The sequence below is a fragment of the Burkholderia sp. IT-111MI5 genome, from assembly GCF_949752865.1.
GTDB classification, from domain to species: Bacteria; Pseudomonadota; Gammaproteobacteria; order Burkholderiales; family Burkholderiaceae; genus Burkholderia; species Burkholderia pyrrocinia_C.
The window spans coordinates 267,204-292,570 of sequence record NZ_CATKIF010000072.1 but is presented as its reverse complement, the minus strand read 5'-3'; the positions used below and the strand labels follow the sequence as shown (position 1 = coordinate 292,570).

The 25,367-nt window shown below is 62.3% G+C and carries 22 protein-coding genes and 2 pseudogenes; 10 read left to right on the top strand and 14 right to left on the bottom strand.

Translation table 11 applies throughout. The annotated features are described in order from the left end of the window. Window positions 1–31 precede the first annotated feature (31 nt). Complete coding sequence (locus ACM6JT_RS34325) at window positions 32–562, top strand: AidA/PixA family protein (protein ID WP_105390950.1); 531 nt, start codon at window positions 32–34, stop codon at window positions 560–562. Between the two features lie 42 nt (window positions 563–604). Continuing rightward, on the top strand, window positions 605–919 hold the full coding sequence (locus ACM6JT_RS34320) for a fucose-binding lectin II (RefSeq protein WP_414858140.1): 315 nt from the start codon (window positions 605–607) through the stop codon (window positions 917–919). Window positions 920–1,015: 96 nt separating this feature from the next. Here the strand turns inward: ACM6JT_RS34320 and ACM6JT_RS34315 are convergent, their stop codons facing one another. Both ACM6JT_RS34315 and ACM6JT_RS34310 read right to left on the bottom strand, forming a co-directional pair. Continuing rightward, window positions 1,016–2,785, bottom strand: a complete 1,770-nt coding sequence (locus tag ACM6JT_RS34315) for a histidine kinase (protein WP_034182340.1) — start codon at window positions 2,783–2,785, stop codon at window positions 1,016–1,018. A gap of 82 nt (window positions 2,786–2,867) precedes the next feature. Next, the gene (locus ACM6JT_RS34310; RefSeq protein WP_414858123.1) at window positions 2,868–4,280 is read right to left on the bottom strand and encodes an HD domain-containing phosphohydrolase; all 1,413 of its coding nucleotides are present in this window, start codon (window positions 4,278–4,280) and stop codon (window positions 2,868–2,870) included. Window positions 4,281–4,743: 463 nt separating this feature from the next. On the opposite strand from ACM6JT_RS34310, the pseudogene ACM6JT_RS34305 reads away from it, so the two are divergent. Then, window positions 4,744–6,343, top strand: a pseudogene (locus ACM6JT_RS34305) (FAD-dependent monooxygenase). Here the strand turns inward: ACM6JT_RS34305 and ACM6JT_RS34300 are convergent. The 3 genes from ACM6JT_RS34300 to ACM6JT_RS34290 all read right to left on the bottom strand — a co-directional run bounded on the left by ACM6JT_RS34300 (window position 6,338) and on the right by ACM6JT_RS34290 (window position 8,427). Continuing rightward, the gene (locus ACM6JT_RS34300; RefSeq protein WP_034182342.1) at window positions 6,338–6,628 is read right to left on the bottom strand and encodes a DUF1330 domain-containing protein; all 291 of its coding nucleotides are present in this window, start codon (window positions 6,626–6,628) and stop codon (window positions 6,338–6,340) included. The pseudogene ACM6JT_RS34305 and the gene ACM6JT_RS34300 overlap by 6 nt on opposite strands. Window positions 6,629–6,708: 80 nt before the next feature. Then, window positions 6,709–7,764 (bottom strand): aldo/keto reductase, encoded by a 1,056-nt coding sequence (locus tag ACM6JT_RS34295; RefSeq protein ID WP_414858122.1) that lies wholly within the window; start codon window positions 7,762–7,764, stop codon window positions 6,709–6,711. Window positions 7,765–7,836: 72 nt separating this feature from the next. Then, complete coding sequence (locus tag ACM6JT_RS34290) at window positions 7,837–8,427, bottom strand: flavodoxin family protein (protein ID WP_034182343.1); 591 nt, start codon at window positions 8,425–8,427, stop codon at window positions 7,837–7,839. A gap of 118 nt (window positions 8,428–8,545) precedes the next feature. Between ACM6JT_RS34290 and ACM6JT_RS34285 the strand changes: the two genes are divergently transcribed. Continuing rightward, complete coding sequence (locus tag ACM6JT_RS34285) at window positions 8,546–9,451, top strand: LysR family transcriptional regulator (RefSeq protein ID WP_414858121.1); 906 nt, start codon at window positions 8,546–8,548, stop codon at window positions 9,449–9,451. Window positions 9,452–9,677: 226 nt separating this feature from the next. On the opposite strand, the gene ACM6JT_RS34280 is transcribed toward ACM6JT_RS34285, so the two are convergent. Together ACM6JT_RS34280 and ACM6JT_RS34275 are read right to left on the bottom strand one after the other, a co-directional pair. Next, window positions 9,678–9,890: a DUF1059 domain-containing protein gene (locus tag ACM6JT_RS34280; protein WP_034182593.1), complete on the bottom strand. Its 213-nt coding sequence runs from the start codon at window positions 9,888–9,890 to the stop codon at window positions 9,678–9,680. A 380-nt stretch (window positions 9,891–10,270) separates the two neighbouring features. Beyond that, window positions 10,271–11,242, bottom strand: a complete 972-nt coding sequence (locus tag ACM6JT_RS34275) for a LysR family transcriptional regulator (RefSeq protein ID WP_414858120.1) — start codon at window positions 11,240–11,242, stop codon at window positions 10,271–10,273. 209 nt (window positions 11,243–11,451) lie between these two features. Between ACM6JT_RS34275 and ACM6JT_RS34270 the strand changes: the two genes are divergently transcribed. Continuing rightward, on the top strand, window positions 11,452–12,303 hold the full coding sequence (locus tag ACM6JT_RS34270) for an aldo/keto reductase (RefSeq protein WP_414858119.1): 852 nt from the start codon (window positions 11,452–11,454) through the stop codon (window positions 12,301–12,303). 128 nt (window positions 12,304–12,431) lie between these two features. Here the strand turns inward: ACM6JT_RS34270 and ACM6JT_RS34265 are convergent, their stop codons facing one another. After that, window positions 12,432–12,746: a hypothetical protein gene (locus tag ACM6JT_RS34265; RefSeq protein ID WP_414858118.1), complete on the bottom strand. Its 315-nt coding sequence runs from the start codon at window positions 12,744–12,746 to the stop codon at window positions 12,432–12,434. Window positions 12,747–13,232: 486 nt separating this feature from the next. Here ACM6JT_RS34265 and ACM6JT_RS34260 point away from each other — a divergent pair, with 486 nt between their 5' ends. From ACM6JT_RS34260 to wecB, 3 genes are read left to right on the top strand one after another with little or no spacing between them, the layout of a single operon-like run. Continuing rightward, complete coding sequence (locus ACM6JT_RS34260; protein ID WP_414858117.1) at window positions 13,233–15,167, top strand: glycosyl transferase family protein; 1,935 nt, start codon at window positions 13,233–13,235, stop codon at window positions 15,165–15,167. Between the two features lies 1 nt (window position 15,168). Then, the gene (locus ACM6JT_RS34255) at window positions 15,169–16,920 is read left to right on the top strand and encodes an NfrA family protein (protein ID WP_414858116.1); all 1,752 of its coding nucleotides are present in this window, start codon (window positions 15,169–15,171) and stop codon (window positions 16,918–16,920) included. A 52-nt stretch (window positions 16,921–16,972) separates the two neighbouring features. Beyond that, window positions 16,973–18,199 carry a non-hydrolyzing UDP-N-acetylglucosamine 2-epimerase gene (gene wecB, locus ACM6JT_RS34250; RefSeq protein ID WP_414858115.1) on the top strand — a complete coding sequence of 409 codons (1,227 nt, stop codon included), beginning with the start codon at window positions 16,973–16,975 and terminating at the stop codon, window positions 18,197–18,199. 15 nt (window positions 18,200–18,214) lie between these two features. On the opposite strand, the gene ACM6JT_RS34245 is transcribed toward wecB, so the two are convergent. Both ACM6JT_RS34245 and ACM6JT_RS34240 read right to left on the bottom strand, forming a co-directional pair. Further along, window positions 18,215–19,282, bottom strand: coding sequence for a hypothetical protein (locus ACM6JT_RS34245; protein WP_414858139.1), 1,068 nt, complete (start codon window positions 19,280–19,282; stop codon window positions 18,215–18,217). A gap of 238 nt (window positions 19,283–19,520) precedes the next feature. Continuing rightward, window positions 19,521–19,675: pseudogene (locus ACM6JT_RS34240) on the bottom strand (IS5/IS1182 family transposase); the annotation flags it as partial. 82 nt (window positions 19,676–19,757) lie between these two features. Here ACM6JT_RS34240 and ACM6JT_RS34235 point away from each other — a divergent pair. Then, window positions 19,758–20,663, top strand: coding sequence for a helix-turn-helix transcriptional regulator (locus tag ACM6JT_RS34235; RefSeq protein ID WP_131945962.1), 906 nt, complete (start codon window positions 19,758–19,760; stop codon window positions 20,661–20,663). Between the two features lie 245 nt (window positions 20,664–20,908). After that, entirely contained in the window at window positions 20,909–22,066 is a 1,158-nt protein-coding gene (locus tag ACM6JT_RS34230) for a DUF4382 domain-containing protein (RefSeq protein WP_131945959.1), read from the top strand. A gap of 462 nt (window positions 22,067–22,528) precedes the next feature. Here the strand turns inward: ACM6JT_RS34230 and ACM6JT_RS34225 are convergent, their stop codons facing one another. The 4 genes from ACM6JT_RS34225 to ACM6JT_RS34210 form a co-directional block, all read right to left on the bottom strand. Beyond that, entirely contained in the window at window positions 22,529–22,990 is a 462-nt protein-coding gene (locus tag ACM6JT_RS34225; RefSeq protein WP_034182347.1) for a MarR family winged helix-turn-helix transcriptional regulator, read from the bottom strand. 162 nt (window positions 22,991–23,152) lie between these two features. Beyond that, window positions 23,153–23,866: an SDR family oxidoreductase gene (locus tag ACM6JT_RS34220; protein WP_034182348.1), complete on the bottom strand. Its 714-nt coding sequence runs from the start codon at window positions 23,864–23,866 to the stop codon at window positions 23,153–23,155. 72 nt (window positions 23,867–23,938) lie between these two features. Further along, complete coding sequence (locus ACM6JT_RS34215) at window positions 23,939–24,313, bottom strand: hypothetical protein (RefSeq protein WP_034182349.1); 375 nt, start codon at window positions 24,311–24,313, stop codon at window positions 23,939–23,941. Between the two features lie 30 nt (window positions 24,314–24,343). Next, the gene (locus ACM6JT_RS34210) at window positions 24,344–25,225 is read right to left on the bottom strand and encodes an NmrA family NAD(P)-binding protein (protein WP_105393735.1); all 882 of its coding nucleotides are present in this window, start codon (window positions 25,223–25,225) and stop codon (window positions 24,344–24,346) included. Window positions 25,226–25,367 lie beyond the last annotated feature (142 nt).

Genomic DNA, 25,367 nt, shown 5'->3' with positions numbered 1-25,367 from the left:
GCGTCATTCCCTTGTTGCGGAGGAAGCGCTCATGTCTGGTCTTCGTTGCGATGTGCTCGCGATCGTCGACGCCGTCACGCTGCTGTCGGCCTACCCCGATGCGAGCCGGGACGCCGACGCGCCGACCGTGATCGACGGCCGGCACATCTACGTGTTGAGCCCCGGCGACACCGGGCAGCTCGGCCACAACGACAGCCGGCTCTTTGCCGGCCTGGCGCCGGGCGACCAGCTTCGCCTGCGCGAAACCACGCTGGCGCTGCGCGCCGAGCTGAGCGTGCTGTTCATCCGGTTCGCATTGAAGGACGCCGGCATCGTCGCGCCGATCGAACCGGAAGTGCGCGACGCCACGACGCCGGTGCCGGATGCCGACGACCTGCTTCATCCGGCGTGCCAGCCGATGAAAGACCATTACTGGCACAGCGACGTGCTCGCCGCGGGCACTACCACGTGCACGGCCGACTTCGCCGTGCTCGATCGCGACGGTGCGGTATTAGGCTATTTCCGCTGGGAAACGACGATCGAGATCGCCGGCAGCCGGCCGGATACGAAACAGCCCGGTTAGCCCGGTTTCCAGCCGTCGTCGAACCGCGACGGCAATTTCAACCTGCCGCCGAACACCGCCTTCAAGGCGATCTTCCACGCGAATGCCGCCGACCGGCAGGACCTGAAGCTGTTCATCGACGATGCGCGCGAACCGGCCGCGTCGTTCGTCGGCAACGGCAACGACGGCGTCAGGCAGTTCACGCTGAGCTCGAAAGGCGGCAAGATCCGGATCGACGCATCGGCCAACGGCAGGAAGTCCGCGACCGACGCGCGCGTCGCGCCGCTGTCCGCGGGCGATCAAGTGTGGCTCGGCTGGCTCGGCGCCGACCGCGACTACAACGACGGGATCGTCATTCTTCAGTGGCAGATCACCTGAGCGGCGCCGCGCAGCGACACCTGGTACGCGAGCATCGAATTCACGCTGAATCGCGTACGCGCTTCCCGCGCGCGCACGGCAGTCACGATCGCATCCTCATGCCCGCTGCTCCAGCTCCGCCGCGTTCGCGTCGTCGCGGGCCCGCCGGACCGGCAGCCGCACGCAGAACGTCGTGCCGCGCCCGGGTTCGCTCGTCACGTCGATCGTGCCGCGATGGCGCTCGACGATGCCGTGCGATACCGACAAGCCAAGCCCGGTTCCCTGCCCGACCGGCTTCGTCGTGAAGAACGGATCGAAGATCCGCCGGACGACATCGGGCGTCATGCCCGTTCCGGTGTCGCTGATCGCGATCGACACCTGCTCGCCATCGCTCGACGTACGGATCGTGATCACGCCACGCTCGGGAATCGCCTGCGCCGCGTTGACCAGCAGGTTCATGAACACCTGGTTCAACTGCGACGGCAGGCATTCGACCTGCGGCAGGTCGCCGTAATCGCGCACGATGTCGGCCTTGTACTTCAGTTCGTTATGGACGACGTTGAGCGTGCTCTCGAGGCCCGCGTGGAGATCGACCACGCTCCACTCGTCGCTGCCCGGGCGCGAGAAATCGCGCAGGTCCTGCACGATGCGCCGCACCCGCACCGCACCATCGATCGATTCGTCTATCAGCGTCACGATCTCGTCGCGGACGTAGTCCAGATCCGCGGCGCGGCCCATCGCCGTCAGCGCATCGCGCGCGGCCGGGTCGAGCTGCGGCAGCGCCGCTTCATGCGCCGCGACCACATCGAGCAGGCTTCGCACCCAGGTCTTCAACGTATTGAGGTTCGCACTGACGAAGCCGATCGGATTGTTGATCTCGTGCGCGACGCCCGCCGCGAGCTGGCCGATCGACGCGAGCTTTTCCGACTGCAGCAACTGCACGTGGGTTGCCTCGAGCACGTGCAGAAGGCGCCGCTGCTCGTCCTTCTCCTGTTCGAGCCGTGCCTGCGCGGCCTTGCGCTCGTCGATCTCGGTCGCCATGTTCTCGCGCGTGCGCTGCAGCATCTCCGTCGTCTGCTCGTAGCGGTGCAACGCACGTTCGAGTTCCGCGGTGCGCATTTTCACGAGCCGCTCGAGCGTGTCGGCCATCCCGCGCAGAAAGGTTGTGCGCGCATCGAAGCGGCTGAGCAGCAGCGTGACGATCAGCGTCGCCATCGTAAACAGCGCGACGGTCGTCGCGAGCCACGGCGCGTCGATCCCGTTCGCGGTGCCGCATCGCGCGTCCGGCGCGAAATGGGCCGCCGCCATCCCCGTGTAGTGCATGCCGGTAATGGCGATGCCCATGATGAAGGCCGCGCCGACGCGTTGCGCGGTCGCATGACGCGCCTGCCGCACGCGCAGCGCCTGCGCGATCCACAGCGCGGCAGTCGACGCGATCACCGCGATGCCGATCGATGCGGCGAACAGCGCGGGATCGTAGCGAATGCCGGGCTGCATGTGCATCGCGGCCATCCCCGTGTAATGCATGCCGGCAATCCCGCCGCCCATCAGCGCACCGCCCGCGAACAGCCGCCGCCAGCCCAGCCGCGCGCGCGTGACGACGTTCAGCGCGAAATACGACACGAGCACGGCGATCGCCAGCGACGCGCCGGTATCCGGCAGTGCATAACCGAGCGGGATCGGCAGCGAAAACGCGAGCATGCCGACGAAATGCATCGACCAGATCCCGGTTCCCATCGCGGCCGCGCCGCCGCCCAGCCACGCACGCTTGAGCTTCGGGTTGTCGAGCAGCGAGATGAACGCGGCCAGGTCGAGCGTCGTATAGGAGGCCAGGGTCGCGATCGCAAGCGACAGCAGGACGAGCGGGAGGTCATAGGTGCCGTGCATGATCGAGCGACCGAATCGGTGTGAAGGCGTTGCCGCCGTGCGGCCGGGCGCACGCGGCGTCCATCAGGCCAGGTGTCCTGCGTCAGCCGGGCGGCGCGCCTGCGTTGTGCGCCTGCATCGATGCGGCCGCGCCGGCCAGGACGAGAATGTCGAACGGCGTCCCTTCCCGCGTCTCGAAACGGCGCACGAGCTCGATCTGGTGCGCCGACATCACGCTGCCCTTCGTCATCAGCAGCACGCCGCGATGCGTGCGCAGATCGTCGGCGAGCTGCATCCCTTCGCGCAGCTGCGCGGACTTGATCTCCGCGACGGACGCCGCGATACCGAGACTCGCCGGGTCACGCATCAGCTCGATGCAACGCTCGACGATCTGCGGGTCGTATCGCACGCTGGCCTGCGAGCGCAACGCATCGAGCGCCTGTTCGACCGAATGCGGCACACCGATTTCGCCGTTGCGCAGCCCTTCGAAATCGCGTGCGATCGCAACGATCCGCGAGCCGAGCGGAATCGCGTCGCCGGTCAGCCCGTCCGGCGTGCCGCGTCCGTTGAAGCGCTCGTACTGGTGCAGCACGATCGACGCGACCTTGTGCAATTGCGCGACCGGCGTCAGCACCATCTGCGCGCGCAGCGGATGCTGCTGGAACAGCCGGTGTTCGTCCGTCGTCATCCGCGCGAGCGGCTTGTGCAGCAATTCGTCGGGCAGCGACAACTTGCCGATGCCGTGCAGCAACCCCGCGAAATAGACGTCCTGCGCGTGCAGCTCGCTCATCCCCGACGCCAGCGCGAGCCGTCGCGCGATCTCGCCGACGCGCATCGCGTGTCCGCCGGCGGTCCCGCAACGCAGCTCGATCATGCTCGCGCAGACCTGGACCATCGCCGTGAAACTGCTTTTCAGGTCGCGTTGCGCCGCTTCGAGGAACATCACGGTCTGGCCGAGTTCCTCGGTGCGCGCGCGCACCTGCGTTTCGAGTTCCGTATTGAAACGGCGCAGCGCGTCGTTCTGCGCTTCCGTCAGCGCGGTCAGCCGGGCCGCTTCGCGGCGCAAGCGCCGCTGCTCCAGCGCCTGTTCGATGGTCATCAGCAGATCGTGATCGTCCCACGGCTTGTTCAGGTAGCGATACACGCTGCCTTCGTTGACGGCCTGCACGACCGATGCGATATCCGCATAGCCGGTCAGCAGGATACGCATCGTGTCCGGGTACAGCGCCCGCGCGCGGGCCAGAAATTCCGCACCGCTCATGCGCGGCATCCGCATGTCGGACACGATCAGGTCGACCTCGGTCGACGCCAGTATCTCGAGCGCGGCCTCGCCGCTGTCGGCGGTCAGGATGTCGTAGCCCGCGGGCCGGAACACGCGCTTGAGCGCCGACAGCACGTTCGGCTCGTCGTCGACCAGCAGGATCGACGGTGCGCGGCACGCGTCGTCGGATGCCGTTGCCGCCTCGGGCGTTTCAGGCAATGCCCCGTTCGGCCCGTTTGTTGCAGATGTCGTCATAATTGGCCTCGGATCGATTATTCACACCGTATCTCTCTGCAACATCGGCTTGTACGGCGTTTTCCTATATCGGGGGAAACGCTAATACGTCCTTTCATGAACGCGAATGAAGAACGTCAAAAACATGAGTCGGTTGCGCAACTGCCGTCGAGACCCATTCCGGTTCTTGCCAACCATGCGTTTCGCGCATGGTCGACGTAACACGCCGGCGCGCCGTCGCACCGCGGTGAGCGGACCGTCGCCGCTGTTTACGCGTCTTCGCTGCGGTGCTATAACGCGGTGTCGGAAAAGGCAGACTTGGTTTGGTAAGCCCAAGTCCTTTCGTTAGCGAAAGCTCTGGTCTTTGCCCCGTGCATGAGATCCCCACGACGAACATCCGACGCCGACCAGGCGTCCAAACGTTCGTCCGTGTGGCGCTCAACCTGAGAAACGCTCCGGTCGAACATCGACACAGGAGTGATTCATGCACGAGCACCATCAGGATATCTACGACGTCGTGATTGCCGGGGCTGGCCCCGTCGGTCTGTTTCTCGCCTCCGAGCTTCGCCTGTTCAAGCTCTCGGTCCTCGTGCTCGAGCGCGCCGAAACACCGCACGCTCCGTTGAAGCGCCTGCCGTTCGGCATGCGCGGCCTTTCGGCCCCCACCCTCGAAACGCTTGACAGGCGCGGGCTGCTGGACGAAGTAATCGAGGCCGCGCGTGCCGACCCTATCGCTGACAAGACTGCGACGATCCCGCACTGGATGCAGCAGCCGCGCCGGCCCGCCGGTCATTTCGCCGGCATTGAGTTCCATCACGACGACATCGATACCTCGAAGTGGCCGTATCGCCTGTCAGGCTCGGCCGACACCAGCATGGCAGTCGCAGTGGAGACACTCGAAACGGTCCTGGCTCGTCGAGCCGGCGCGACGGGGTGCGAGATCCGGCGAGGCCTGAGCGCCGACGCATTCCACGAGTCGGATGGAGCGGTGACCGTTCATGCGGGCGGGAACACTTTTCGCGGGCGCTGGCTCGTCGGCTGTGACGGCGGCCGCAGTGCGATCCGCAAAGCCGGCTGCTTTGATTTCGTCGGTACTGATCCGGAGTTCACCGGCTACTCCGTCGAGGTCGACATGGCTGAGCCGGACGCGCTTCCCCCCGGCCGACACTACACATCGAAGGGCATGTACACCTATGCGCGGCCCGGCACGATTGCGATGGTGGAATTCGACGGCGGAGCGTTTCACCGCCTTCACCCCGTCACACTGGAGCATGTGCAGGCGGTGCTGCGCCGCGTGTCCGGCACCGAAATCACGCTGACCAGGCTCAGGCTGGCTACCACGTGGACGGATCGCGCCTTCCAGGCAACGACCTATCGGAACGGACGCGTGCTGCTCGCGGGCGATGCCGCGCACATCCACTCTCCTTTGGGCGGTCAAGGGCTCAATCTTGGACTCGGAGACGCGATGAACCTCGGCTGGAAGCTGGCAGCCACCATCCGTGGCGATGCGCCGGCCGGTCTGCTCGACAGCTACCAACAAGAGCGGCATCCGATAGGGGCACGCGTTCTCGATTGGTCGCGTGCGCAAGTCGCACTTATGCGACCTACCCCCGGCACGCGCGCGCTGGAAGCGATCGTTCGCGATCTCATCGAGACCCGGGATGGCGCAACGTATTTCGCGGAGCGCGTCTGGGGTGTGTCGCTTCGCTACGATCTTGGCAGCCCTCATCCGCTGGTGGGCCGCAGCGTACCCGATATCGAACTGGTCGACGGAACGAAGGCAGGCCGCCTGTTGCGCGACGGGCGGGGACTCCTGCTGGACTTCGATTCAGGCGCTTGCGAACCGTTGGCGCGAGCGCCTCGCCTATGTCGCAGCCGACGCCAAGGATCGGTTAGGTATGCGAGCTATATTGGTGCGTCCCGACGGGATCGTCGCGTGGGCATGCGAAGCCGCTCCCGACCATGAAGAAGTCGCTCATGCCATCTCGCGATGGTTCGGCGAAACCGGGCGTGCAGGTGATTCGCCGCGTCGGAGAAGTTCGACAGCCTGCGGGCGTTCGAGCGCTTCGCAGTCGGAATCATGAAGTCCCTTCGAGGATGACGAAGGTCCCGGTCGCGGCCCCGGCGCGAAGCGCCTTGGCCGCCTGATATTCGGGGCTTTCATAGAAACGCCTGGCCTCGGCCAACGAATCGAACTCGAGGACCACATGCCGCTCGTGGGCCTCGCCTTCGAGGTTTTCATACCGCCCCCAACCAGCGATGACCTTGGGGCCGAATTTTGTCATTGCATCGCCTGCGGCTTTTGCGTACGCAGCGTAAGCAGTTGCATCCGAGACGCTGACGTGTGCGATCAGATAACCCTTTGGCATGTCTATCTATCTCTCTCTCTTTCAGTGGGCGCATTTGGACAACCGCCCAGGTCGACGGTATGGGTGTGCGGTAGCCGGTTCTAATTCGACGCAATGGGCCTGAACGGCAACGGACGCCTGCTCGCGTCCTGACGATCGATCATCCAGCCGGGATAACAACTAGGCAGCGCACTCACGGCTTCAAGACGCGCAAGCTCGTCCTCGGTGAGAACGACATCGACCGCGCCGAGATTGTCTTCGAGCTGTTCGACCCGTTTGGCGCCGATAATGACGCTCGTGACATGCGGCCTGGCGAGCAACCAGGCGAGCGCTATCCGGGCGACCGAGATACCGCGCGCATCGGCGATGGCGCGCATCTCCGCAACGCACGGCCACGCCCGGTCAAGATCGACCGGCGGGAAATCGAAATGGCTGCGCCGCGAACCTTCTTCGGTCGGTGCTCCGGGGCCAAACTTCCCGGAAAGCAATCCACCCGCGAGGGGCGACCAGACAAGCAGCCCCATCTGCTCGTCGATCACGAGCGGCACCAGTTCGCGCTCCACGTCGCGTCCGGCGATCGAATAGTAGGCCTGCAGCGTTTCGAAGCGCGTGGCGTGAAGCGCGGCACTCAGTCCGAGTGCTTTACCGATCTTTCCTGCGCGCCAATTCGACACGCCGACATAACGAACCAGCCCCTGCCGCGTAAGGTCGTCCAGGGCCCGCAGCGTTTCTTCGATCGGCGTGACAGAATCGCTGGCATGTATCTGGTAAAGGTCGATATGGTCGACCTGGAGCCGTTCCAGGCTTCTCTGCACCGAATCCATTATGTGACCGCGCGACGCCCCCTGATCGTTGGGTTTCGGGCCCATCGCGCCGGCTGTCTTCGTCGCCAGCACGATTTGGTTGCGTGGTACGCCGATGTCTTTCAGTGCCTGTCCGACGAGTCGTTCGGACTGGCCAAAGGAATAAATGTCGGCGGTGTCGATGAAATTGATTCCCGCGGCAAGCGCGCGGGCGATCAACCGGTTCGCATCGTCCTGACCGACTGCGCCGATCGCCTTCCACATGCCCGCGTCGGCATTGCCACCCAGCGTCATCGTGCCGAGGCACAGCTCCGAGACATACAGGCCGGTGCGGCCGAGTTGTTTGTATTTCAAGGCCATTTCCTTAAAGAGTGGCTGGATAACAGGTGGCGGCGTCCGTTCCGTCGCGTCGCGCACGCCGGGAGTTCAGTTGCGTTGAGACTGTCCGGACCGGAACTGTCCGGCGATCGTTGCAACGCGTGCGCCGTAGCGGCGCGCCGTCTCGAGATCCCCTGGCGACATCTCGTCAGGCGATGCATCGGCAGGCGTCTGCGCCATCGGCGCGATATAGGAGCCCATGCGATTCAGGTCGTCACGCATCGAGGCTTTCACGTTCGCCGGCTTGATATCCATGCTGACCCAGATGCCGCCGTGCTGCCCGGCGAGCAGAAAGAAGTATTCGAGCGTATTGAGCTTGTCGCCGTTGATGCTCGCGCTGTTGGTAAAGCCGCCGAAGATCTTGTTTTGCCACCCGCCTTCGAACCAGGCTTTCGAGGATGCGTCCGCGAATTTCTTGAACTGCCAGCTGGGGCCGCCCATGTAGGTCGGCGAGCCGAACAGGATCGCATCCGCGCCGGCCAGCGTATCCCACGCATCCTCGGCAAGGTTTCCGTCGGTGTCGATTGCGACGAGTACGGCGCCGGCGCCTTCGGCGACGGCTGTTGCCATACGCTCGGTATGCCCATAGCCGGAGTGGTAGACGACGACCGTTTTGATCGCAGAGGTGTGCTGTGTCATGGTTGCTCCCTTTCGTTCAAGTTGTCCTCCGTGGACGACACGGGAAGCCACTCTACTGAGTCGCAACTGAGTTATAAATGACGACAAATTGAACGTTCCGTTACTCCCTGGGTGAACAATGCAAAACCTTGACGCGCTTTTGATCTTTGCCCGTGTCGCCGAAATGACGAGCTTCACGCGTGCGGCCGAAAGCCTCGGAATTCAGAAGGGACGCGTGTCGATGGTGATCCGCGGACTCGAGCGGGATGTCGGCGTGGCGCTGTTGCATCGGACCACGCGGAGCGTGCAGCTCACTGAAGACGGACGCGCCTTTTATCTACGCGCACGGGACCTGCTGGCCGAAGTACAGGAGTTGCAATCGATGTTCTCGGGTCATGGGGCACCGCTGCGGGGAAGGTTGCGCGTCGACATGCCCACCGAATTGGCACGAAGCGTCGTGGTTCCCGCCCTGCCGCAACTGATGGCGGCACATCCGGAGTTGGAACTGGAACTTTCCAGCACCGATCGGCGTGTCGATCTCGTCCAGGAAGGGTTCGATTGCGTGATCCGTCTGGGTCCGATCGTCGACGAGACGCTGATTGCCCGACCGCTGGGCAAGCTGCGCATGACGAATGCGGCGAGCCCGAGCTATCTGGCACGGTACGGTATACCGCAGACGCTCGACGATCTGCGCAGCCAGGGGCACCGGATGGTTCACTACTCGCTGACACTCGGCGCCCGGCATGCCGGATGGGAATACCCGGACGGCGACGGTTACGCGTCGCTTCCGTTGCCGAGCGCGATGCAGGTCAACAGCGTGCAGACCTATCATGCCGCCGGGCTTGCGGGCATCGGGTTGATCCAGGCGGGATATTCGGCGCTCGCGCATCACATCGAAAGCGGCGCGCTGGTGGAGGTTCTGCCCGACTTGCGTCCCGAGCCCCTCGCCGCGTCGCTCGTCGTGGCCCATCGGCGCAACCTGTCGCCACGCGTCCGGGCTTTCATGGATTGGATCGAGGGGGTATTGGAGCCGTATTTCGATTGACCCTCAGGTGTAGCGGCTCAACGCGGCAGAAAATGGCCGAACGCGGAAGTACGAGTTCGGCCGCGCAGCGAGGTATTCGCACGCCAGCCGAACTCCGATAGCCGCCCCACTGGACCGCATGCAGAAGAAGATTTCGGCAAGATGCACAGCTACGGTCAACGCGAATACGTGGATGGCAGATGGCCGTCGTGAGGTGGTCGCTGCGCTTCGATCCGTCGCGCCGGCGTTACGCTTGACGCGGTGTTTCAACGGGTGGCGTGCCGTCGTGAAAGAGCGTTTTCAGCTGTGAACGCAGCTCCGGCGAATCGGCATGCTTGTGAACCGCGACCGCATGCTGTACGGCCGCCTCGAGCAACTCGTTTTCGGAATCCGCGGATAGCGCAACGGAACAATTCATTTCGCTCGGGAATTCCCGGCAATCGATGTATTTGCGCGTCATGATGTCCTTCCTCATACGACAGTAGTCATGGGTCTTGCGTGGATGACCGCGCGGGATGCCGCGCGAAGCACATAGGCACGATTGCGCCTCCTTGTCGCGGACGAAATGATTTTGAAAGTATAGGTCGCGTGCAATGAATTCGCGGTAACGCATCGAAATTCACGGCGTTCCGCGTGCGTCGCCCGCACGGCGTGCCGCAAGTGCCGTCTGCGGCCGGGAATGAAGCAGGGATGTAATCAACGGCCGACTACATGACTGACGAAATCCGCACACGAAAGTCCCCGGTCCGGGCGGAAGCGGCGTTTGAATGGCAATCCGAAAGTGCGGGTCGATGGCCATAGATGGCCGGGTAGCGATCCATATCCGATGAACCGATCGATCTACCGCACGCGGACGGATCGCCTCGACCGCGACTTGAACCGCTCAAGCTCCTTGTCGGCGAGCACGTAATCGTTGCAGTCATGCAGGCGCTCGAAGGAAAGATCCAGGAATGCCCGCACTCGCTTTGGCAGAGCAGTTCGGCTTCCGTAATAAATGTGCAAACCGATGTGCGCGCTCATATGCTGCACGAGAACCGGCACCAGTCGCCCCGCCCGGATATGGGGCACGGCCGAGAACCCCGCGAGCTGCCCCAGCACTTGCCCGGCGAGCACGGCCTGCACTTCGAGCTCCGAATCGTTCGTCGAAAACGCAGGCGACATCTGACGATGTTCGAGCTTGCCGTCGACGCTCAAATACCAGGGTGCCACCTTGCCCGTGGCAGGATGCCGGAACACGCCACAGCGGTGCGCCGCCAGGTCGTCCAGAGTCGATGGCGTGCCGTGTGCTTCGAGATATTCGGGCGCCGCGCACACGATCATCTGGATCGGGAAGAGTTGCCGACCGATGACGCCCTCGCTGGCCGACGCGCCGATCCTGAAACCGACATCGACGCGATCCAGCACCCAGTTGCCGATTCCATCATCGAGCTGGACATCCGGCTGAATACCGGGGTGCTCGCGACAGAACTCGTCGAGCAGCGGCATGAGAATGGCGGCGAACGACGATTTCGGTCCGACGATACGCAACGGCCCGGCGATCTCGTCTTTGGACTCCCGCGCCAGGACAAGCGCCCGGTCCAGCGCCTCCAGTGCGGGTTGCGTGTTCTCCAGGAAGCGCTGCCCTTCCTCGGTCAGCGCGAGGCTGCGGGTGGTTCGATGCAACAGCCGGACGCCGAGGCGCTGCTCCAGTTGCGCGATGCTTTGACTCGCTGCCTGAGGCGTGACGCCCTGGGCAAGCGCAGCCTGTCGGATGCTGCCGAGTTCCACGGCTTTGGCGAAGGTTGCGATGGCCTTGAAGTCGTTGCTGGGCATGGTCGATGCTTGCGTTGGAGCACGAAAGGTCGGGTTTCGGGTGTCGGGTCTGCGTTGCATCAGTATCAATCTCAAGTTGATACTAACGCAATATTAATTCGACTATTCACTTGAAACTGCACCTTCTAAAGTAGCGCTTTGGGCGAGGTATCCGGCTCGTTCCGAGCCGGCCTGATGCCGCCCTCGACTTTCAGCGCAAAGGACCGACCATGCAGGATGTGACACTGAACAACGGGGTGAAGATGCCGATCGTCGGCTACGGCGTCTTTCAGATTGCCGACGAGGCGGAATGCGAACGCTGCGTCGTCGATGCGGTACAGGCAGGCTACCGGCTGATCGACACCGCTGCGTCCTACAAGAACGAGGAAGCTGTCGGGCGCGGCCTCAAACGTTGCGGGGTACCGCGCGACCAGCTGTTCGTCACCAGCAAGCTGTGGGTTGAGGACGCCGGCTATGAACGGGCTCGGGTGGCCATCGACAAGTCGCTGAAGCGTCTGGGCCTCGACTACCTCGATCTGTTCCTGATCCATCAGCCGTTCTCGGACGTTCACGGCGCGTGGAGAGCGATGGAGGAAGCGCATCGCGCCGGCAAGCTGCGTGCGATCGGCGTGAGCAACTTCCAGCCGGATCGCCTGATGGACATCGCGTGTTTCAACGAGGTGACGCCAGCGGTCAACCAGATCGAAGTCAATCCCTTTCACCAGCAGGACGAAAGTGTCGATTTCATGCGCGGGCTCGGCGTTCAGCCTGAGGCCTGGGCACCTTTCGCCGAAGGGCGCAACAACCTGTTCGACAACGCACAACTCGTCGAGATTGCGCAGCATCACGGCAAGACCGTGGGACAGGTCGTGCTGCGCTGGGTGGTACAGCGTGGCGTCGTCGCGCTGGCGAAGTCCGTGCGAAAGGAACGGATGCTGGAAAACCTGGCCGTCTTCGACTTCGAATTGTCCGAGGAAAACATGCAGGCCATCGCCACGCTGGAGACCGGCACGAGCAGCTTCTTCTCCCATCGCGATCCGGCGATCGTGAAGTGGATGAGCGAACGAAAACTCGGCCTCTGATGCGCAATCGGGGGCGGCGTCCGATCGGTCAATCGGGCCGCCCCATCACCGAAAGTCGTAACGCGCATGCGCCGGGTTCGCTGCGCCCGGTCGTCAGGCCTCGAGGCTCGTCAACCTCGCTACGGTGCTCATCGTGTCACCGCCCGGGAATCCTGCCCGGTCCAGGTCTTGCCCGCTCGGGCGAAATCGGAAATGCTCAGAGGGACGGTATCCGCCTTGGCACTCGAGCGCGTCTTCCGGGCGGCGCCCAGGATCGGCCCCAGGTGTTCATAAAAACACTCGAGCTGTCGTGCATCGGACGCCAGTCGCTCGAGATCGAGCGCCCTCTCGAGAACCGTCCGCGCAATATGAAAGCGCTGAAGCCCGCGCCGCACGCGAACCTGAAAGACCACTCCATCGCTGTTGTGCGGCACTCCTGCCCAGACAAGCGAATCGCTGTCCATGAAGCCTCCGAAGAATCACAATCGTCACACCAATATGCCAGTCGGATCGCACGCTGCATATCGATATTTCAAAATGTTGTGCCGCTTGGCGCATCGGTATTTTCACGGCGACGTGAATATCGGGATGCAACGAACAGCTGACGCATTGTTCTCTTCCACAGCAACGTTGATGGATTCGGGTTCTCCATGTTGCGGCGAACGCCGATTCAACAACGCTTCGGATGCTTCGCAAACGGTTGCTTCGACCGACGTTGATCGGCATCAAGTCCTTCGGGCTCCACACCCATAGATTCTCGTCTTCCAAGAAGCGGCGCGAAATCATGCGAAGACCACAGCGCCGCAGCATTCGCTTTGCACGGGGAACAGTTGTGGATACGAACGACGCAGTCCGCGCGGCCGAAGCCGGGCAGACCAGGACAGCCAGCGGGTGCGGTTCGACGATGCGAACCGCACGTTGTCTTGATCCGGCAGTTGCGAGGTAGCGCGATGACGTTCGCTCCGACGCTCTCGCCGCTGCAGGCGGAGTATTTCCACGTATTCAATGCGCTCGTCGTGATCGCATGTGTGGTCATCCTCGCTTCCTCGCTCGACGATCTGTACATCGACGCTCACTACTGGGTGCGGGCTGCATACCGGTCAATCGTGATACGTCGCCGGTATCCGAGGCTCACGGCACAAGCATTGCGCGACGAGGACGAGCGCTGGTTTGCGATCATGGTGCCTGCCTGGAAGGAGTATGCGGTGCTCGCCCAAATGATCGAGCACACCATCGCGGCCCTCGAGTACCGCAAGTTCGTCATCTTCGTCGGCACCTATCAGAACGACCCCGATACGACGATAGAAGCCGATCGCATGGCGCGGCGCTACCCGAACATCGTACGCCGCGCGACCGTGATTCATGACGGGCCCACCTGCAAGGCCGACTGTCTGAACTGGATCATCCAATCCATCCTCGTCCATGAGGAGGAGCACGCAATGCGCTTTGCCGGCATCGCGATGCATGACTGCGAGGACATCATTCATCCGCTGGAACTGAAGCTCTTCAACCACTTGATCGAGCGGAAGGATTTTCTGCAGTTGCCCGTGCTGTCGCTCGAACGAAACTGGAACGACTGGGTGGGCGGCACCTATCTCGACGACTTCAGCGAATGGCACTCCAAGGATCTCGTCGTGCGCGAGAGCCTGACCGGCTGCGTACCGGGAGCGGGCGTCGCATCGTGCTACAGCCGGCGCATCATCGAGCGGTTGCTCGAAGGGACCGACAATCAGCCGTTCTGTACCGACAGCTTGACTGAAGATTACGACACGAGCTTCCAGATGAAACGCATCGGCGCACGGATGGCGTTCGTCTGGCTGCCGCTCGAATACAAGACAACCCGTCGCCACCTGTTCGGCGGCCAGCGTCGCGAGATCGATGCGCGAAGCGTCATCGCGACCCGTGAACTCTTTCCGGGCACGTTTCGCACCGCATACCGGCAGCGCGCCCGCTGGATCATCGGAATCGCGTTCCAGGGCGCACAGCGTCTTGGCTGGCGTGGCTCGATCGCAACCAAGTACATGTACCTGAGGGACCGCAAGGGAACGGTCACGTCGCTTATCACCATTCTTGCCTACGTCCTCCTCGCCAATCACGTGTTCCAACGTTTCGCCATCGCGCACGGTTGGCTTCCACACGGGCAGACGCTGCTCGAAGCTTCACCGGATTGGCTCGCAGACATGATGCTTGTCAACACGGCAATGCTGGGAAACCGCGTATTCCAGCGCGTGTACTTCGTCACGCGGCTCAACGGTCTTGGGCAGGGCCTGTTGTCGATTCCACGGCTCGTCGTCAACAACTTCATCAACTTCTTCGCGGTGTGCCGTGCGTGGCGGCTGTTCATCGCCTCTGCCGTAACTGGACAGCCGATCGGCTGGGACAAGACGAAGCACTCGTACCCGTCGCGCGAGGATCTTCAACTGGTCCACCGTCGCCTGGGCGAACTGCTGTTGTCATGGCATGCGATCAGCCAGAAGCAGCTTGACGACGCACTCGAGATGCAACGCATCGACACCGGAACACGCCTGGGCGAATTGCTGATCGAGAGTGCCGGACTCGACACCGAAACGCTCGCGGATGCCGTCGCCTGGCAGGCCGGATTGCCGCGCGTGGAGCTGGGGGGCCGAGACTGGCGGCCATTCGCGGCCCGACTGCCGAATTACGTCGAAGTCCGCCACCGGGCGATTCCGTTCGGCATCGGCGAAGCGTCGGCGCTCAATGTTGCTGTCGCAGCGCCGCTTTCAGAAACCGCCCTTGCGCAGTTGCGTGCGGCCGCGGGTGCGGAGGTGCAATGCTTCATCGCGTCCGAGCCCGACATCGTTGCCGCGCTCGAAGAGCTGCAATCCGGAACGGGTGCGCGCCCTGCTCTGTCGAAGGTGGCCTGACATGAAGTTCAAGACACGACCGACTTGCATCGCGATCGCACTCGGTATCGCGGCCGGTAGCGCCTGCGCGCAAAGCGAGACCAACCGATTGCTCGAGAGCGGCTATGCGCACATCCGCGCCGGTGACGATAGGGACGCGCTGCAGTTGTTCGAAACGAGCTTTGCCCATCACCGGGCGACCGCGCGTCAGTATGTCGATGCCGCCTATACGGCGCGCCGTCTCGGCGAGAGCGACCCTGCCTACGAAAAACAAGCGTTCCGGTTCTTCGAAGCGAGCTTCTCCCTGCAACCGGGCACCGCGCTTCAATACGTCGATGCCGCCTATACGGCGCGCCGTCTCGGAGAGAGCGACCCTGCCTACGAAAAACAAGCGCTCGGATTCTTCGAAGCGAGCTTCGCCCTGCAACCGGGCACCGCGCTTGAATACGTCGATGCCGCCTACACGGCGCGCCGTCTCGGTGAGAGCGACCCGGCCTACGAAAAACAAGCGCTCCGATTCTTCGAAGCGAGCTTCGCCCTGCAACCGGGCACCGCGCGTCAGTACGTCGATGCCGCCTACACGGCACGCCATCTCGGCGAGAGCGACCCTGCCTACGACAAGCAAGCGCTCCGATTCTTCGAAGCGAGCTTCGCCCTGCAACCGGGCACCGCGCTTGAATACGTCGATGCCGCCTATACGGCGCGCCGTCTCGGTGAGAGCGACCCGGCCTACGAAAAACAAGCGCTCCGATTCTTCGAAGCGAGCTTCGCCCTGCAACCGGGCACCGCGCTTCAATACGTCGATGCCGCCTACACGGCGCGCCGTCTCGGCGAGAGCGACCCTGCCTACGAAAAACAAGCGCTCCAGTTCTTCGAAGCAAGCTTCGCCCAGCACCCCGACTCGGCGCTTGAGTATGCAGACGCCGCCTATACGGCGCGCGGCCTCGGCAAAAACGAACTCGCCGATCAGTTCTTCCGCGACAGCATCGACGCGAACGTGCAGGCACCTCAATACGACGCTGAACAGGCTTACGGTTATCGCCGCGCAATCGACGACGCCGAACGGCGCGTCGGCGCCATCGTCAGCATCGCGTATCAATCCGGCGGGTTCGGGCCGCAGGAAACCATCGGCATTCTCCAGGGCGGCACCGAAGTCTACTGGCAGCCGCCAAAGATCGGTTACGACAACGGGCGCATTTTCCAGCTCTTCGCACGTCAGTACGCAACGCTGTACGACCACAGCGGCGGCATCACCGGGTTACCGACCTTGCAGTGGTCAGTCGGTGCCCGCTACAAGCCCTTCTCGTCGCAAAACCTGGTGTTCACCGTCGAAAAATTGATGAAGGGCGGGCGTTACGCCTATGACGACTGGCTCTTCCGCGTCGGCTATTCGATCGACGACGGCATCGATTTGCATCCCGTCAAACCGGACTGGACAACCTGGCAGTTCTATACGGAAAGCGCCTACTTCGCGAGACAGGAACGGCTCGTCCAACCGGTCGAACTGCGTTACGGCCATTCGTGGCGACTGGATTCGATCAGCGACCACCTCGTGATGTTTCCGCATGCCGCGATCGCCGGCGATTACGACAGCCGCGCACCGCAAAGGTTGGCGCTCGGAGTCGGACCCGGCATCGGCGTGCGTTACTGGTTTCGCGAAAGCGCCTATCGGGCGCCGGCGAGCTGGATCGACCTGAATGTCCAGTATCGCGTTCGTTTGACCAACGCCGATCGGGCAAAGGGACTGGTGGTCCGGGCGGCATTGTGGCTCTAGATTCGACACAGGCTGGCCGGAAAGCAAGACATTCATACACGGGAAAATCAAGATGCAACGAGTTCTGACGGTATTCGGCACGCGCCCCGAGGCGATCAAGATGGCTCCGCTCGTGCACGAGCTGAAACGCCATCCTGCATTCGACGTCACGGTGTGCGTCACCGCGCAGCATCGACAGATGCTCGATCAGGTACTGTCGCTCTTCGACATCACACCGGATTTCGATCTGAACCTGATGCGTGAAAATCAGTCGCTGTCGGATCTGACAGCGAACATCCTGAACCGCATCGGCCGGGTTTTCGATGCCGCCAAACCGGACATCGTGCTCGTCCACGGCGACACGACCACGACCCTGGCGACGAGCCTTGCGGCGTTCTACCGCTACATACCGATCGGTCACGTGGAGGCCGGGCTTCGCACCGGTAACGTCTGGTCGCCATGGCCCGAGGAACTGAACCGGCGCATGACGGACGCCGTGTCCTCATGGCATTTCGCGCCAACCGAACGCGCGCGGCAGAACCTGTACAGCGAAGGCGTACCGCCGAGCCAGGTGATTCTGACCGGGAACACGGTGATCGACGCGCTGCAGCAGACATGGGGACGACTGAAGACGAATCCGACACTCGCCGCCCAGGCTGCGGCGAGATTTCCGTTCCTGGACCCGGCACGCCGATTGATTCTCGTGACAGGCCATCGACGCGAGAGTTTCGGCGAACCGCTCGAGCACGTATGCCATGCGCTTCGAGAACTCGCGCTCAGGCGCGACGACATCGAACTGGTCTATCCGATGCATCTGAATCCGAACGTGAGCGGCCCCGTCCGCTCGATTCTGGGCAATCTGCGCAACGTCAATCTGATCGGACCGCAAGAGTATCTGCCGTTCGTGTACCTGATGTCGAAGGCATATCTGATCGTCACCGATTCCGGCGGCATACAGGAAGAAGCGCCGGCGCTCGGCAAGCCGGTGCTCGTGACGCGCGATACGACCGAAAGGCCCGAGGCATTGGAGGCGGGCACGGCACGCCTCGTAGGAACCAATCGCAGTCGCATTGTCGAGCAGGTCGAGACGCTGCTCGACGATCGCGCGGAATACGAAACGATGGCGCATGCGGCGAACCCCTATGGCGACGGTCATGCGAGCGAGCGAATCGTTACGGCGCTCAAGACGCGGCCTCTGTCCTCGTCTCCGGTCAGGATGGGCCAGGACGAGCCGGAGCCGTTTCCGACCTCCACGCACGACGCACTGGCCGCCGCACTCACTGCGATGCGCGCCGCATGATCGGTGGACGGACCGTCAATCGGATGACGCTGGCAACTCATTTCCCTGCGCAGCACCGCATTGATGGCAATGCGGGAAGAAGAAGAAATTCCGGCCACCGCATTCGCATACATTGAAGAGCCGCAATCCGCAATGCACGCAGAACGTGGAGTCGTCGCCACCGAGATTCCATTGCTTGTCGCATGACGGGCAGCGCTTCTTTTCGAGCGAGCGAACGGCCTTTTCGTATCCGATCGTGCGTGCGCGCTCTCCCTGATCCTGCTGCAATTCGAGCCGCTTACGTTCGGCATAGCGCTGAAAGGCCTTCATCATGTAAAGGCCGGCGAATACCGTGAGCGCAATGCCGACCAGAACCCGGACATAGCCGCCGAAATTCGGCAAGTACGGGACCAGTTCGATGAAAAACGCGCTCAGTGCAAACAGGCCAAAACCATATACGAAAGCCCAGTAGCGCGCCTTGCGGTAGCGTATGAACAGCCAGATCGCAGCCAGCAGTATCGGTAATGTCAATGCAAGCCGCATTCCGAACACCTGCAACTCGTAATGCCGGGTCGCCTTGTCGAAGCGCCGTTCGGCTGCTGCGTCCGCTTCGGCGATTTGCGCGTCCACTTGAGTCTGCTGCGATGCCAGTGCCCGTTGCTGGTCGCGAATCGCATCGATCTGATGCTGCCAGTTGATGACCACTGCCTGGAGCGTATCCAGCTTGCGGGTTCTCGCAAGAATGTCCGGGTCTCTCGCACTGTCTCCCGTCACCGAGCGGGTTGCCAGCCAGTTGCGGAAACTTTCTTTCTCGGCCGCGTACTCCTTCGCGGCGCGTCCGCGCGCCACCTCCATTGTGTCGGCCTTCTCGGCGAGCGTGTCGTGCTGCGTCTGCAGATTGCGCCGCGCTGCGTCCAGCCGCGCTTTCGCCGGAGCATCCGCGAATTGCTCGATGACGGGCGGCCCGCCCCTCGGGGCGAACGCCATGTCGCGGATCACGAGACTTCCGAGCATGTTCAGAAAGACGGCGAAGACGATCGCAATCACCCACGAGGCGAGTCGCAGGAGCCGTGCTGGACTGGTCAGGCCGTCGCTGGAAGTCATCATTGTTTTGCCTTTGTTGGAATGGTTATATCAGTGTTTGAGCCAGGCCTTTTCGGTTGTGTCGGTATTGCCGCTACGCTTCGCCCAGAAACGGACGACACGCAGAATTGCGGATCATCGCGAACCTCGGCAATTGAAGGATATCGCAAGTTCAAATACCCACCGCCGCCCCTGCGCTGCCCTTGAACTACGTCCAAACCGCCGCGGAAACCGGGCGCCAAGGTTGTCCGGTCGCCACGACCTGCGTCGCGACAAACGCGCGAATCTGGAAAGGGGTCGAACCCATCCAGTGCCTGATTTGCCGAACACACGTTCGACGGTACGGCGTCGTATCGTCACGACGTCGAACCGGCGGTCCAGCCTTTGCTGCATCGCCTCAAGCACTTCTTCGTGCTACCACCGCCGAGCTGGTCGGCAACCTCAATTTCGATTTGGTAGACTGCAGCGTTCGATCATTGACCTTCTCGCCGGTTTTATGGCTACTGCACCGTCGGACAACGCCTCTTCCGAATTCATTCCGGCCGACGTGAGGCAAACCGTCGTCACCCAAACATTGCCGTCCGCGCAGATCGGCATCAGTCGGCTGAAATCGGCGCGAAGAAATATGGGCCGGACTGCGCCCTATGACCTCGAAGACGCCGATCTCATCGTGCTGCAATTGCGCGCTTTCGGCGAACAGGAATTGTGGCTTGACGGACGTGCTGCCCGTTTCGTCCCCTACAGCGCAGGGACCGTGACGATTCACGACCTCGACCGCAGGTGGGTGGCGGATCTGAAGGGGGCGTTCGACTGCCTCCACTTCCATCTGCCTCGCCGCACGCTGGAGGAAACGGCCGATGAAATCGGTGGCCGGCGACGGCCGCAGCTTTATTTGCCGCCGCACTTGAGTGCAACCGACCCGATCGTCCATCACCTCGGACAATCGCTGCTGCCCGCGTTGGCGCAGCCCGAGCATGCGTCGCAACTCTTCATCGACCAGGTCGCGCTCGCTTTCCAGACTCATATCGCACAACAGTACGGCGGCATCGGCGAGCAGCGGGAAAGGCAGACCGGCAAACTCACGCCGTGGCAGGAGCGTCAGGCAAAAGGACTCCTGTTCGAACACCTCAACGGAAAAATTCCGCTTGTCGATGTGGCGAAGGCCTGCGGCCTGTCTCGCAGTCATTTCGTCAAGGCCTTTCATCAGACTACAGGACTGCCCCCGCATCGCTGGCTGATCAATCAACGCGTAGAGCTGGCAAAGAAGTACATGCGCACGTCCCCCATGCCTCTGAACATGATCTCGGATTTGTGTGGCTTTGCGGACCAGAGTCACTTCACGAGGACATTCTTGCGCCTGACCGGTGTCACACCTCGTCAGTGGCGTGCGGACAATCGTTGATTCAAGCACCGTGGTACTAACTACTTCCGCGTCGCAATCGCTTTGTCCCGTGCCGCCTACATTGCGCACTTCTCCCCGATAATCTCCGCCCTGTTCCGCTTCACTCCCCCTTGACGCGGCATCAATCTCGCGGGCGATTTACCGATAGAACCAAAAGTTACCGTTCGTTGCAAAGATGCCCAAAATAGCAGGCTGAAGCGACGCTATTCTTTCGTTACCCACAATAACACCCATGGGGGGTGACAATGAATAAGCTCTTTAAAAGTGCCCTTTGCGCTGCAATCGTGCCGTTCGTTCTTGCCGGCTGCGGCGGCGGAGACGACGGCGGCAGCGTGCAGAACGGCACGCTGCATGTCGCGATGACCGACGCCCCGTCGTGCGGCTTCGATCATGTGTTCGTCACCGTGTCGCAGGTGCGCGTAAACGCCAGTTCGAACGCGGGCGACAACGACGGAGGCTGGTCGACGATCACGCTGCCGACGCCGCAGAAGATCGACCTGCTGTCGCTGACCAACGGCGCACTCGCCGATCTCGGCCAGACCGCGCTGCCGGCCGGCCAGTACCAGCAGGTTCGCCTCGTGCTCGCGCAGAACCAGGGCAACACGCTCGCGAACTCGGTCGTGCCGACAGGCGGCAGCGAGCAGGCGCTAGCGACGCCGAGTGCGACGCAAAGCGGCTACAAGATCATCTCGCCGTTCACGGTCCAGCCGAACACGCTCGTCGACCTCGTGCTCGATTTCAATGCGTGCAAGTCGATCGTGCAGCGCGGCAACGGCACCTTTGCGCTCAAGCCGGTCGTGACGGCAACGCCGACGGTCGTGAGCGGCGCGATTTCCGGCTACGTCGCGCAGGCCGAAGCGGGTGCAACCGTCTATGCCGAGCAGCATGGCAAGGTCGTGCGCGGCACGGTGGCCGACAGCAGCGGCAAGTTCGTGCTGTCGCCGCTGATCCAGAGCTCGACGCAGGGCAATTACGACGTCGTGATCGTGCAGAACAACGTCTCGTCGGGTGTCGTCCGCTCGGTGCCGGTTGTCGTGAACACGAGCACGGCCGTATCGACGTCGAACCTGCCGATCACGCTGCCTGCCTCGACGATGAGCACGGTCAGCGGCACGGTGACGGCAAGCGCGAACGCGCTGGTGCGCGCACTGCAGACGATCGATGCAAACGCATACGAGATCACGTCGATCAACGCAAACCTGGATACGGGCGCGTACGCGCTGTCGGTGCCGACGGCCGCGCCGATCGTCGGCACGTACTCGGGTTCGCTGCCGGTCACGCTGGCTTCCTCGCCGGCGTCGGCAGGCCAATATACGATCGAAGCGGACGCAGCGTCGGGCGCAACGCAATCGACGAATGTCAATGCAACGACTAGCCAGACGAACGTCAATTTCAATTTCTGACGGTTCAACGGCATAACGGAAAGGGCCGAACGGCCCTTTCCCCTCAACGGGAGAACGAAGTGAAAACAGGGGTTATCGCGTTGCTTGCTGCGGCGAGCATGATCGGTGCACTCAGCGGATGCGTGGCTTACGTTCCCGGTCCGCCGGTAGTGGTCGCGCCGCAAGGCGGTCCGGGGAACGGGTTCTGCCCGCCCGGACAAGCGAAGAAAGGCAATTGCTGATATGAGGCCCGCACATCGCGGGCCTTTGTTTTACCCGCTCTGCGCCGATGGAGCGAATCAGTCTGCGAGCGGCGACCTCCGCCCCACTCCGGACTCTCGACCCTGTACGAAATCAGCGGCTGCAAGCAAGTGCGGACTCAATCCATCCATGCCGCATCGTGTTTGTCGACGCCTCGTCACTTCCTGTCGTCCCGGGCAGCGGCAGTCTCGTGCGTTTGCGGCAATTCTTGTGGACCGTCAGTCAGTCCCCGGGTGGGCGTGCCGTCACATCGCCGACGACCACTCCTCTAAGCCCCTCCCGTAGCGCCGCGACATTCTCTACGCCGTTCAGCTGCTCGAACTCCCGCTGCGCTTCTCGCCATAGCGGGGCCGCTTTTTTGTGCAGGCGTCGTCCTTCTTCGGTGAGCTCAACAAGGCGGCTTCGACCGTCCGTGGGCGAGGGCTTGATCGCGACGAAGCCGTCGCGCTCAAGGAAGCCGACCATCTTCCCCATCGCCGTCCGTTCGATATCGAGCCGTTCGGCAAGGGCGTTGACCGCGGCACTTCCCACCTCGTCCAGTGCGGCCAGGGTTAGGAATTGCGTAATGCGCAGGCCCACCGGCTCGAGATGGCTATCGTAGAGGCGGGATATCTGCCTGCTCGCCTTCCTCACTGCGAAGCAGTTGCATTGATCGATTCCAAGCGGCTGGTCGAACGGCAACATCTGGTTCCACTCCTCATTTCTTTTGATTGCCGGAACGCTACGCGCACGCGCGAAGGTACGGCGGTATCTTTCGATGAAAGTCGACACCGAAAACGCTGGCGCCCCGGTAATCTGCGCGCCTCAAGTCTCGCCCCGGTAGCCGACTCTCGTCATCTGCGGCGTTTAAAGCCCTTCCGGCGGAATAATATAGCCCGGCACCTCAGCCGCTAGCGTACTCTTTAGCACCGCCGTACCCTCGTCGGCCATGACCTCGCTCTTGCCGGCGGCGAGAGCGTCATAGGTCTGCCGCACAACATCCTCGGGGCTGGCTTTAGGCACGTCAATACCATTGGTCAGGTCGGTATCCACGAATCCGACGTGCAGGCCGAGAACCTGGATGCCACGCTCATGCAGATGAAAGCGAAGCTGGTTCGTATAACTCCATGCTGCTGCCTTTGACGCCGCATACGGCGTCAGATACGGCCGCGGAAGCCACACGATGTCGGAAAGCACGTTGATGATCGCCGCATGCCGCTTGGCCGCCAATATCTGCTCGAAGGCCTGCGTGACGCGCACTACGCCGTAGTAGTTGGTATCGAACATGCGAGTGGATTGCGCTTCGACGTCGGCCGCCATAGGCCCGTCGATCAGAGCAGCTATGCCCGCGTTGTTGATCAGCAGCGTCGTATCCGCCGCCTGTTTCGCAGCCGCAGCGATCGACGCCGTATCCGTAACATCGATCTTGACCGGCACAATGCCCGGCTCTTCAAAGCCATTCGTGTTGCGCATGCCCGCGTACACTTTCGTCGCCCCGCGGCGACGTGCCTCTCGTGCAAAAGCCAGGCCCAGGCCGCGATTGGCGCCGGTGATAAAAACGGTGGCGTTCTTGATTTCCATGACAAGCTCCTTTGTTGAAGCCGCAGGCTCCGGGGAGATGCATCCTGCTCCTCTGGCCTGCGGGCGCCTGGTTCAAAGAAAAAGGTTTTCCGGAAGCTGCTTTGAAAGTGCCTCCCGCAGATGGCCAGCGAGAGTCAGCACAGCGTCAAGCGGGCTCATCCGTACGCTGACGCGCGGCACTGATCCGTCGGAGTTGTGGTCGACGACGACGACCGCACTCAGGTTCTCGCCGCTCGTCAGAACGGCCTCGTACTCGAGAAAGAGCCGCGAACCGACAGTCTGAGCAAATGTGGGCGTCTGCGACGCGTAGAACGTTCCGACGGCGTTGACTGCCAGCCGGATTTCGTCGCGCCCAGATACGGGGCCGCGCAACACTGAGCTGACCAACTCTGCATCGGTTGTCAGATCGTCCAGAAACGGGTGACGCTCGTCTTGAGTGTGTGCCATTTTCAAACCTCGACTCGTTTGGGGTCATGCTCACGCGAATACGGCGCGATTCAGAGTGACGAACTGCTGGACCGAGAGTGGCGGCTTTCCGGTAATTTTCTCGATGACATCGTTGGTACCTGCGAAGACGCCGTCGCGGTAGTTCTGAGCAACCTCGACCAGATGCTGCGTGAGGAACGGCGGAAATTTGTAGAGATTTTCCATCTTGATCCGAAACTCCTCGATGGAACTCGGCTCGTATTCGATCCGGGCTCCGAGCGCTTCACTCATCGCCTCGGCGATCTCGGTATGGTTCATCTCGACGGGACCATGGAGCGCATAGATCTTGCCCTCGTGGCCTTCGGGGTTGGCCAGGACATGGGCGATCACCCGCCCCTGATCATCAGTGGCGATGGGTGCGTGACGGCCATCGCCAAAGGGAAATTCAATCTTTTTCCGGGCCCAGATCTCCTTCGCAAAATGCGGATAGACGAGCCAATCGGCAAAAAACGTGGGGCGGAGATGGGTAGTCGGAACGCCCGACCAATCGAAGACCCGCTCGGAAACCCAGTGATCCTGGGCCGCGTGGCTTTTCGACTCCCGGCGCGCGGAAATCTGCGACATGTTGACGATCGCCTTGACGTCCGCCTCCTTTGCGGCCTGCGCGAAATAAGCAGCAGCCCCGATGATTCCTGGCGCGATCGGATGGAGAAAATAGGCCGACCGGATTCCTTCCATGGCTGCGCGGATGTCATTGATGTCGGTGAAGTCTCCGACGGCGATATCGACTCCGCGCTGCCTCAGGGCGGCTGCCCGATCGTCGTCGGTGCGCACATACGCGCGCACGCGCCTGCCCATCTTGAGCAATTCGTCGATAGCAATACCTCCGGTCCGTCCGGTTGCACCGCTCACAAGTATTTCGGCTTGGTTCATGGCTTGGCTCCATTTGGAAATAAGAGCATATGCTCTCTTGTAGCCAAGATAGGAGCATATGCTTCCATTGTCAAGGCATTCTTGTTCGTGCTGGACGCGATGCGTTATCGGGCTGAAGGCATTGGGGTGGGGACGGATCGAC

What these genes read in the sequence shown, in the direction of transcription:
- ACM6JT_RS34215 (WP_034182349.1), bottom strand. Translation starts at nt 24,313, where the DNA reads ATGGCACACACTCAAGACGAGCGTCACCCGTTTCTGGACGATCTGACA.
- ACM6JT_RS34220 (WP_034182348.1), bottom strand. Translation starts at nt 23,866, where the DNA reads ATGGAAATCAAGAACGCCACCGTTTTTATCACCGGCGCCAATCGCGGC.
- ACM6JT_RS34255 (WP_414858116.1), top strand. Translation starts at nt 15,169, where the DNA reads ATGAAGTTCAAGACACGACCGACTTGCATCGCGATCGCACTCGGTATC.
- ACM6JT_RS34260 (WP_414858117.1), top strand. Translation starts at nt 13,233, where the DNA reads ATGACGTTCGCTCCGACGCTCTCGCCGCTGCAGGCGGAGTATTTCCAC.
- ACM6JT_RS34315 (WP_034182340.1), bottom strand. Translation starts at nt 2,785, where the DNA reads ATGCACGGCACCTATGACCTCCCGCTCGTCCTGCTGTCGCTTGCGATC.
- ACM6JT_RS34210 (WP_105393735.1), bottom strand. Translation starts at nt 25,225, where the DNA reads ATGAACCAAGCCGAAATACTTGTGAGCGGTGCAACCGGACGGACCGGA.
- wecB (WP_414858115.1), top strand. Translation starts at nt 16,973, where the DNA reads ATGCAACGAGTTCTGACGGTATTCGGCACGCGCCCCGAGGCGATCAAG.
- ACM6JT_RS34270 (WP_414858119.1), top strand. Translation starts at nt 11,452, where the DNA reads ATGCAGGATGTGACACTGAACAACGGGGTGAAGATGCCGATCGTCGGC.
- ACM6JT_RS34310 (WP_414858123.1), bottom strand. Translation starts at nt 4,280, where the DNA reads ATGACGACATCTGCAACAAACGGGCCGAACGGGGCATTGCCTGAAACG.
- ACM6JT_RS34280 (WP_034182593.1), bottom strand. Translation starts at nt 9,890, where the DNA reads ATGACGCGCAAATACATCGATTGCCGGGAATTCCCGAGCGAAATGAAT.
- ACM6JT_RS34235 (WP_131945962.1), top strand. Translation starts at nt 19,758, where the DNA reads ATGGCTACTGCACCGTCGGACAACGCCTCTTCCGAATTCATTCCGGCC.
- ACM6JT_RS34325 (WP_105390950.1), top strand. Translation starts at nt 32, where the DNA reads ATGTCTGGTCTTCGTTGCGATGTGCTCGCGATCGTCGACGCCGTCACG.
- ACM6JT_RS34300 (WP_034182342.1), bottom strand. Translation starts at nt 6,628, where the DNA reads ATGCCAAAGGGTTATCTGATCGCACACGTCAGCGTCTCGGATGCAACT.
- ACM6JT_RS34245 (WP_414858139.1), bottom strand. Translation starts at nt 19,282, where the DNA reads ATGACTTCCAGCGACGGCCTGACCAGTCCAGCACGGCTCCTGCGACTC.
- ACM6JT_RS34265 (WP_414858118.1), bottom strand. Translation starts at nt 12,746, where the DNA reads ATGGACAGCGATTCGCTTGTCTGGGCAGGAGTGCCGCACAACAGCGAT.
- ACM6JT_RS34285 (WP_414858121.1), top strand. Translation starts at nt 8,546, where the DNA reads ATGCAAAACCTTGACGCGCTTTTGATCTTTGCCCGTGTCGCCGAAATG.
- ACM6JT_RS34290 (WP_034182343.1), bottom strand. Translation starts at nt 8,427, where the DNA reads ATGACACAGCACACCTCTGCGATCAAAACGGTCGTCGTCTACCACTCC.
- ACM6JT_RS34230 (WP_131945959.1), top strand. Translation starts at nt 20,909, where the DNA reads ATGAATAAGCTCTTTAAAAGTGCCCTTTGCGCTGCAATCGTGCCGTTC.
- ACM6JT_RS34275 (WP_414858120.1), bottom strand. Translation starts at nt 11,242, where the DNA reads ATGCCCAGCAACGACTTCAAGGCCATCGCAACCTTCGCCAAAGCCGTG.
- ACM6JT_RS34225 (WP_034182347.1), bottom strand. Translation starts at nt 22,990, where the DNA reads ATGTTGCCGTTCGACCAGCCGCTTGGAATCGATCAATGCAACTGCTTC.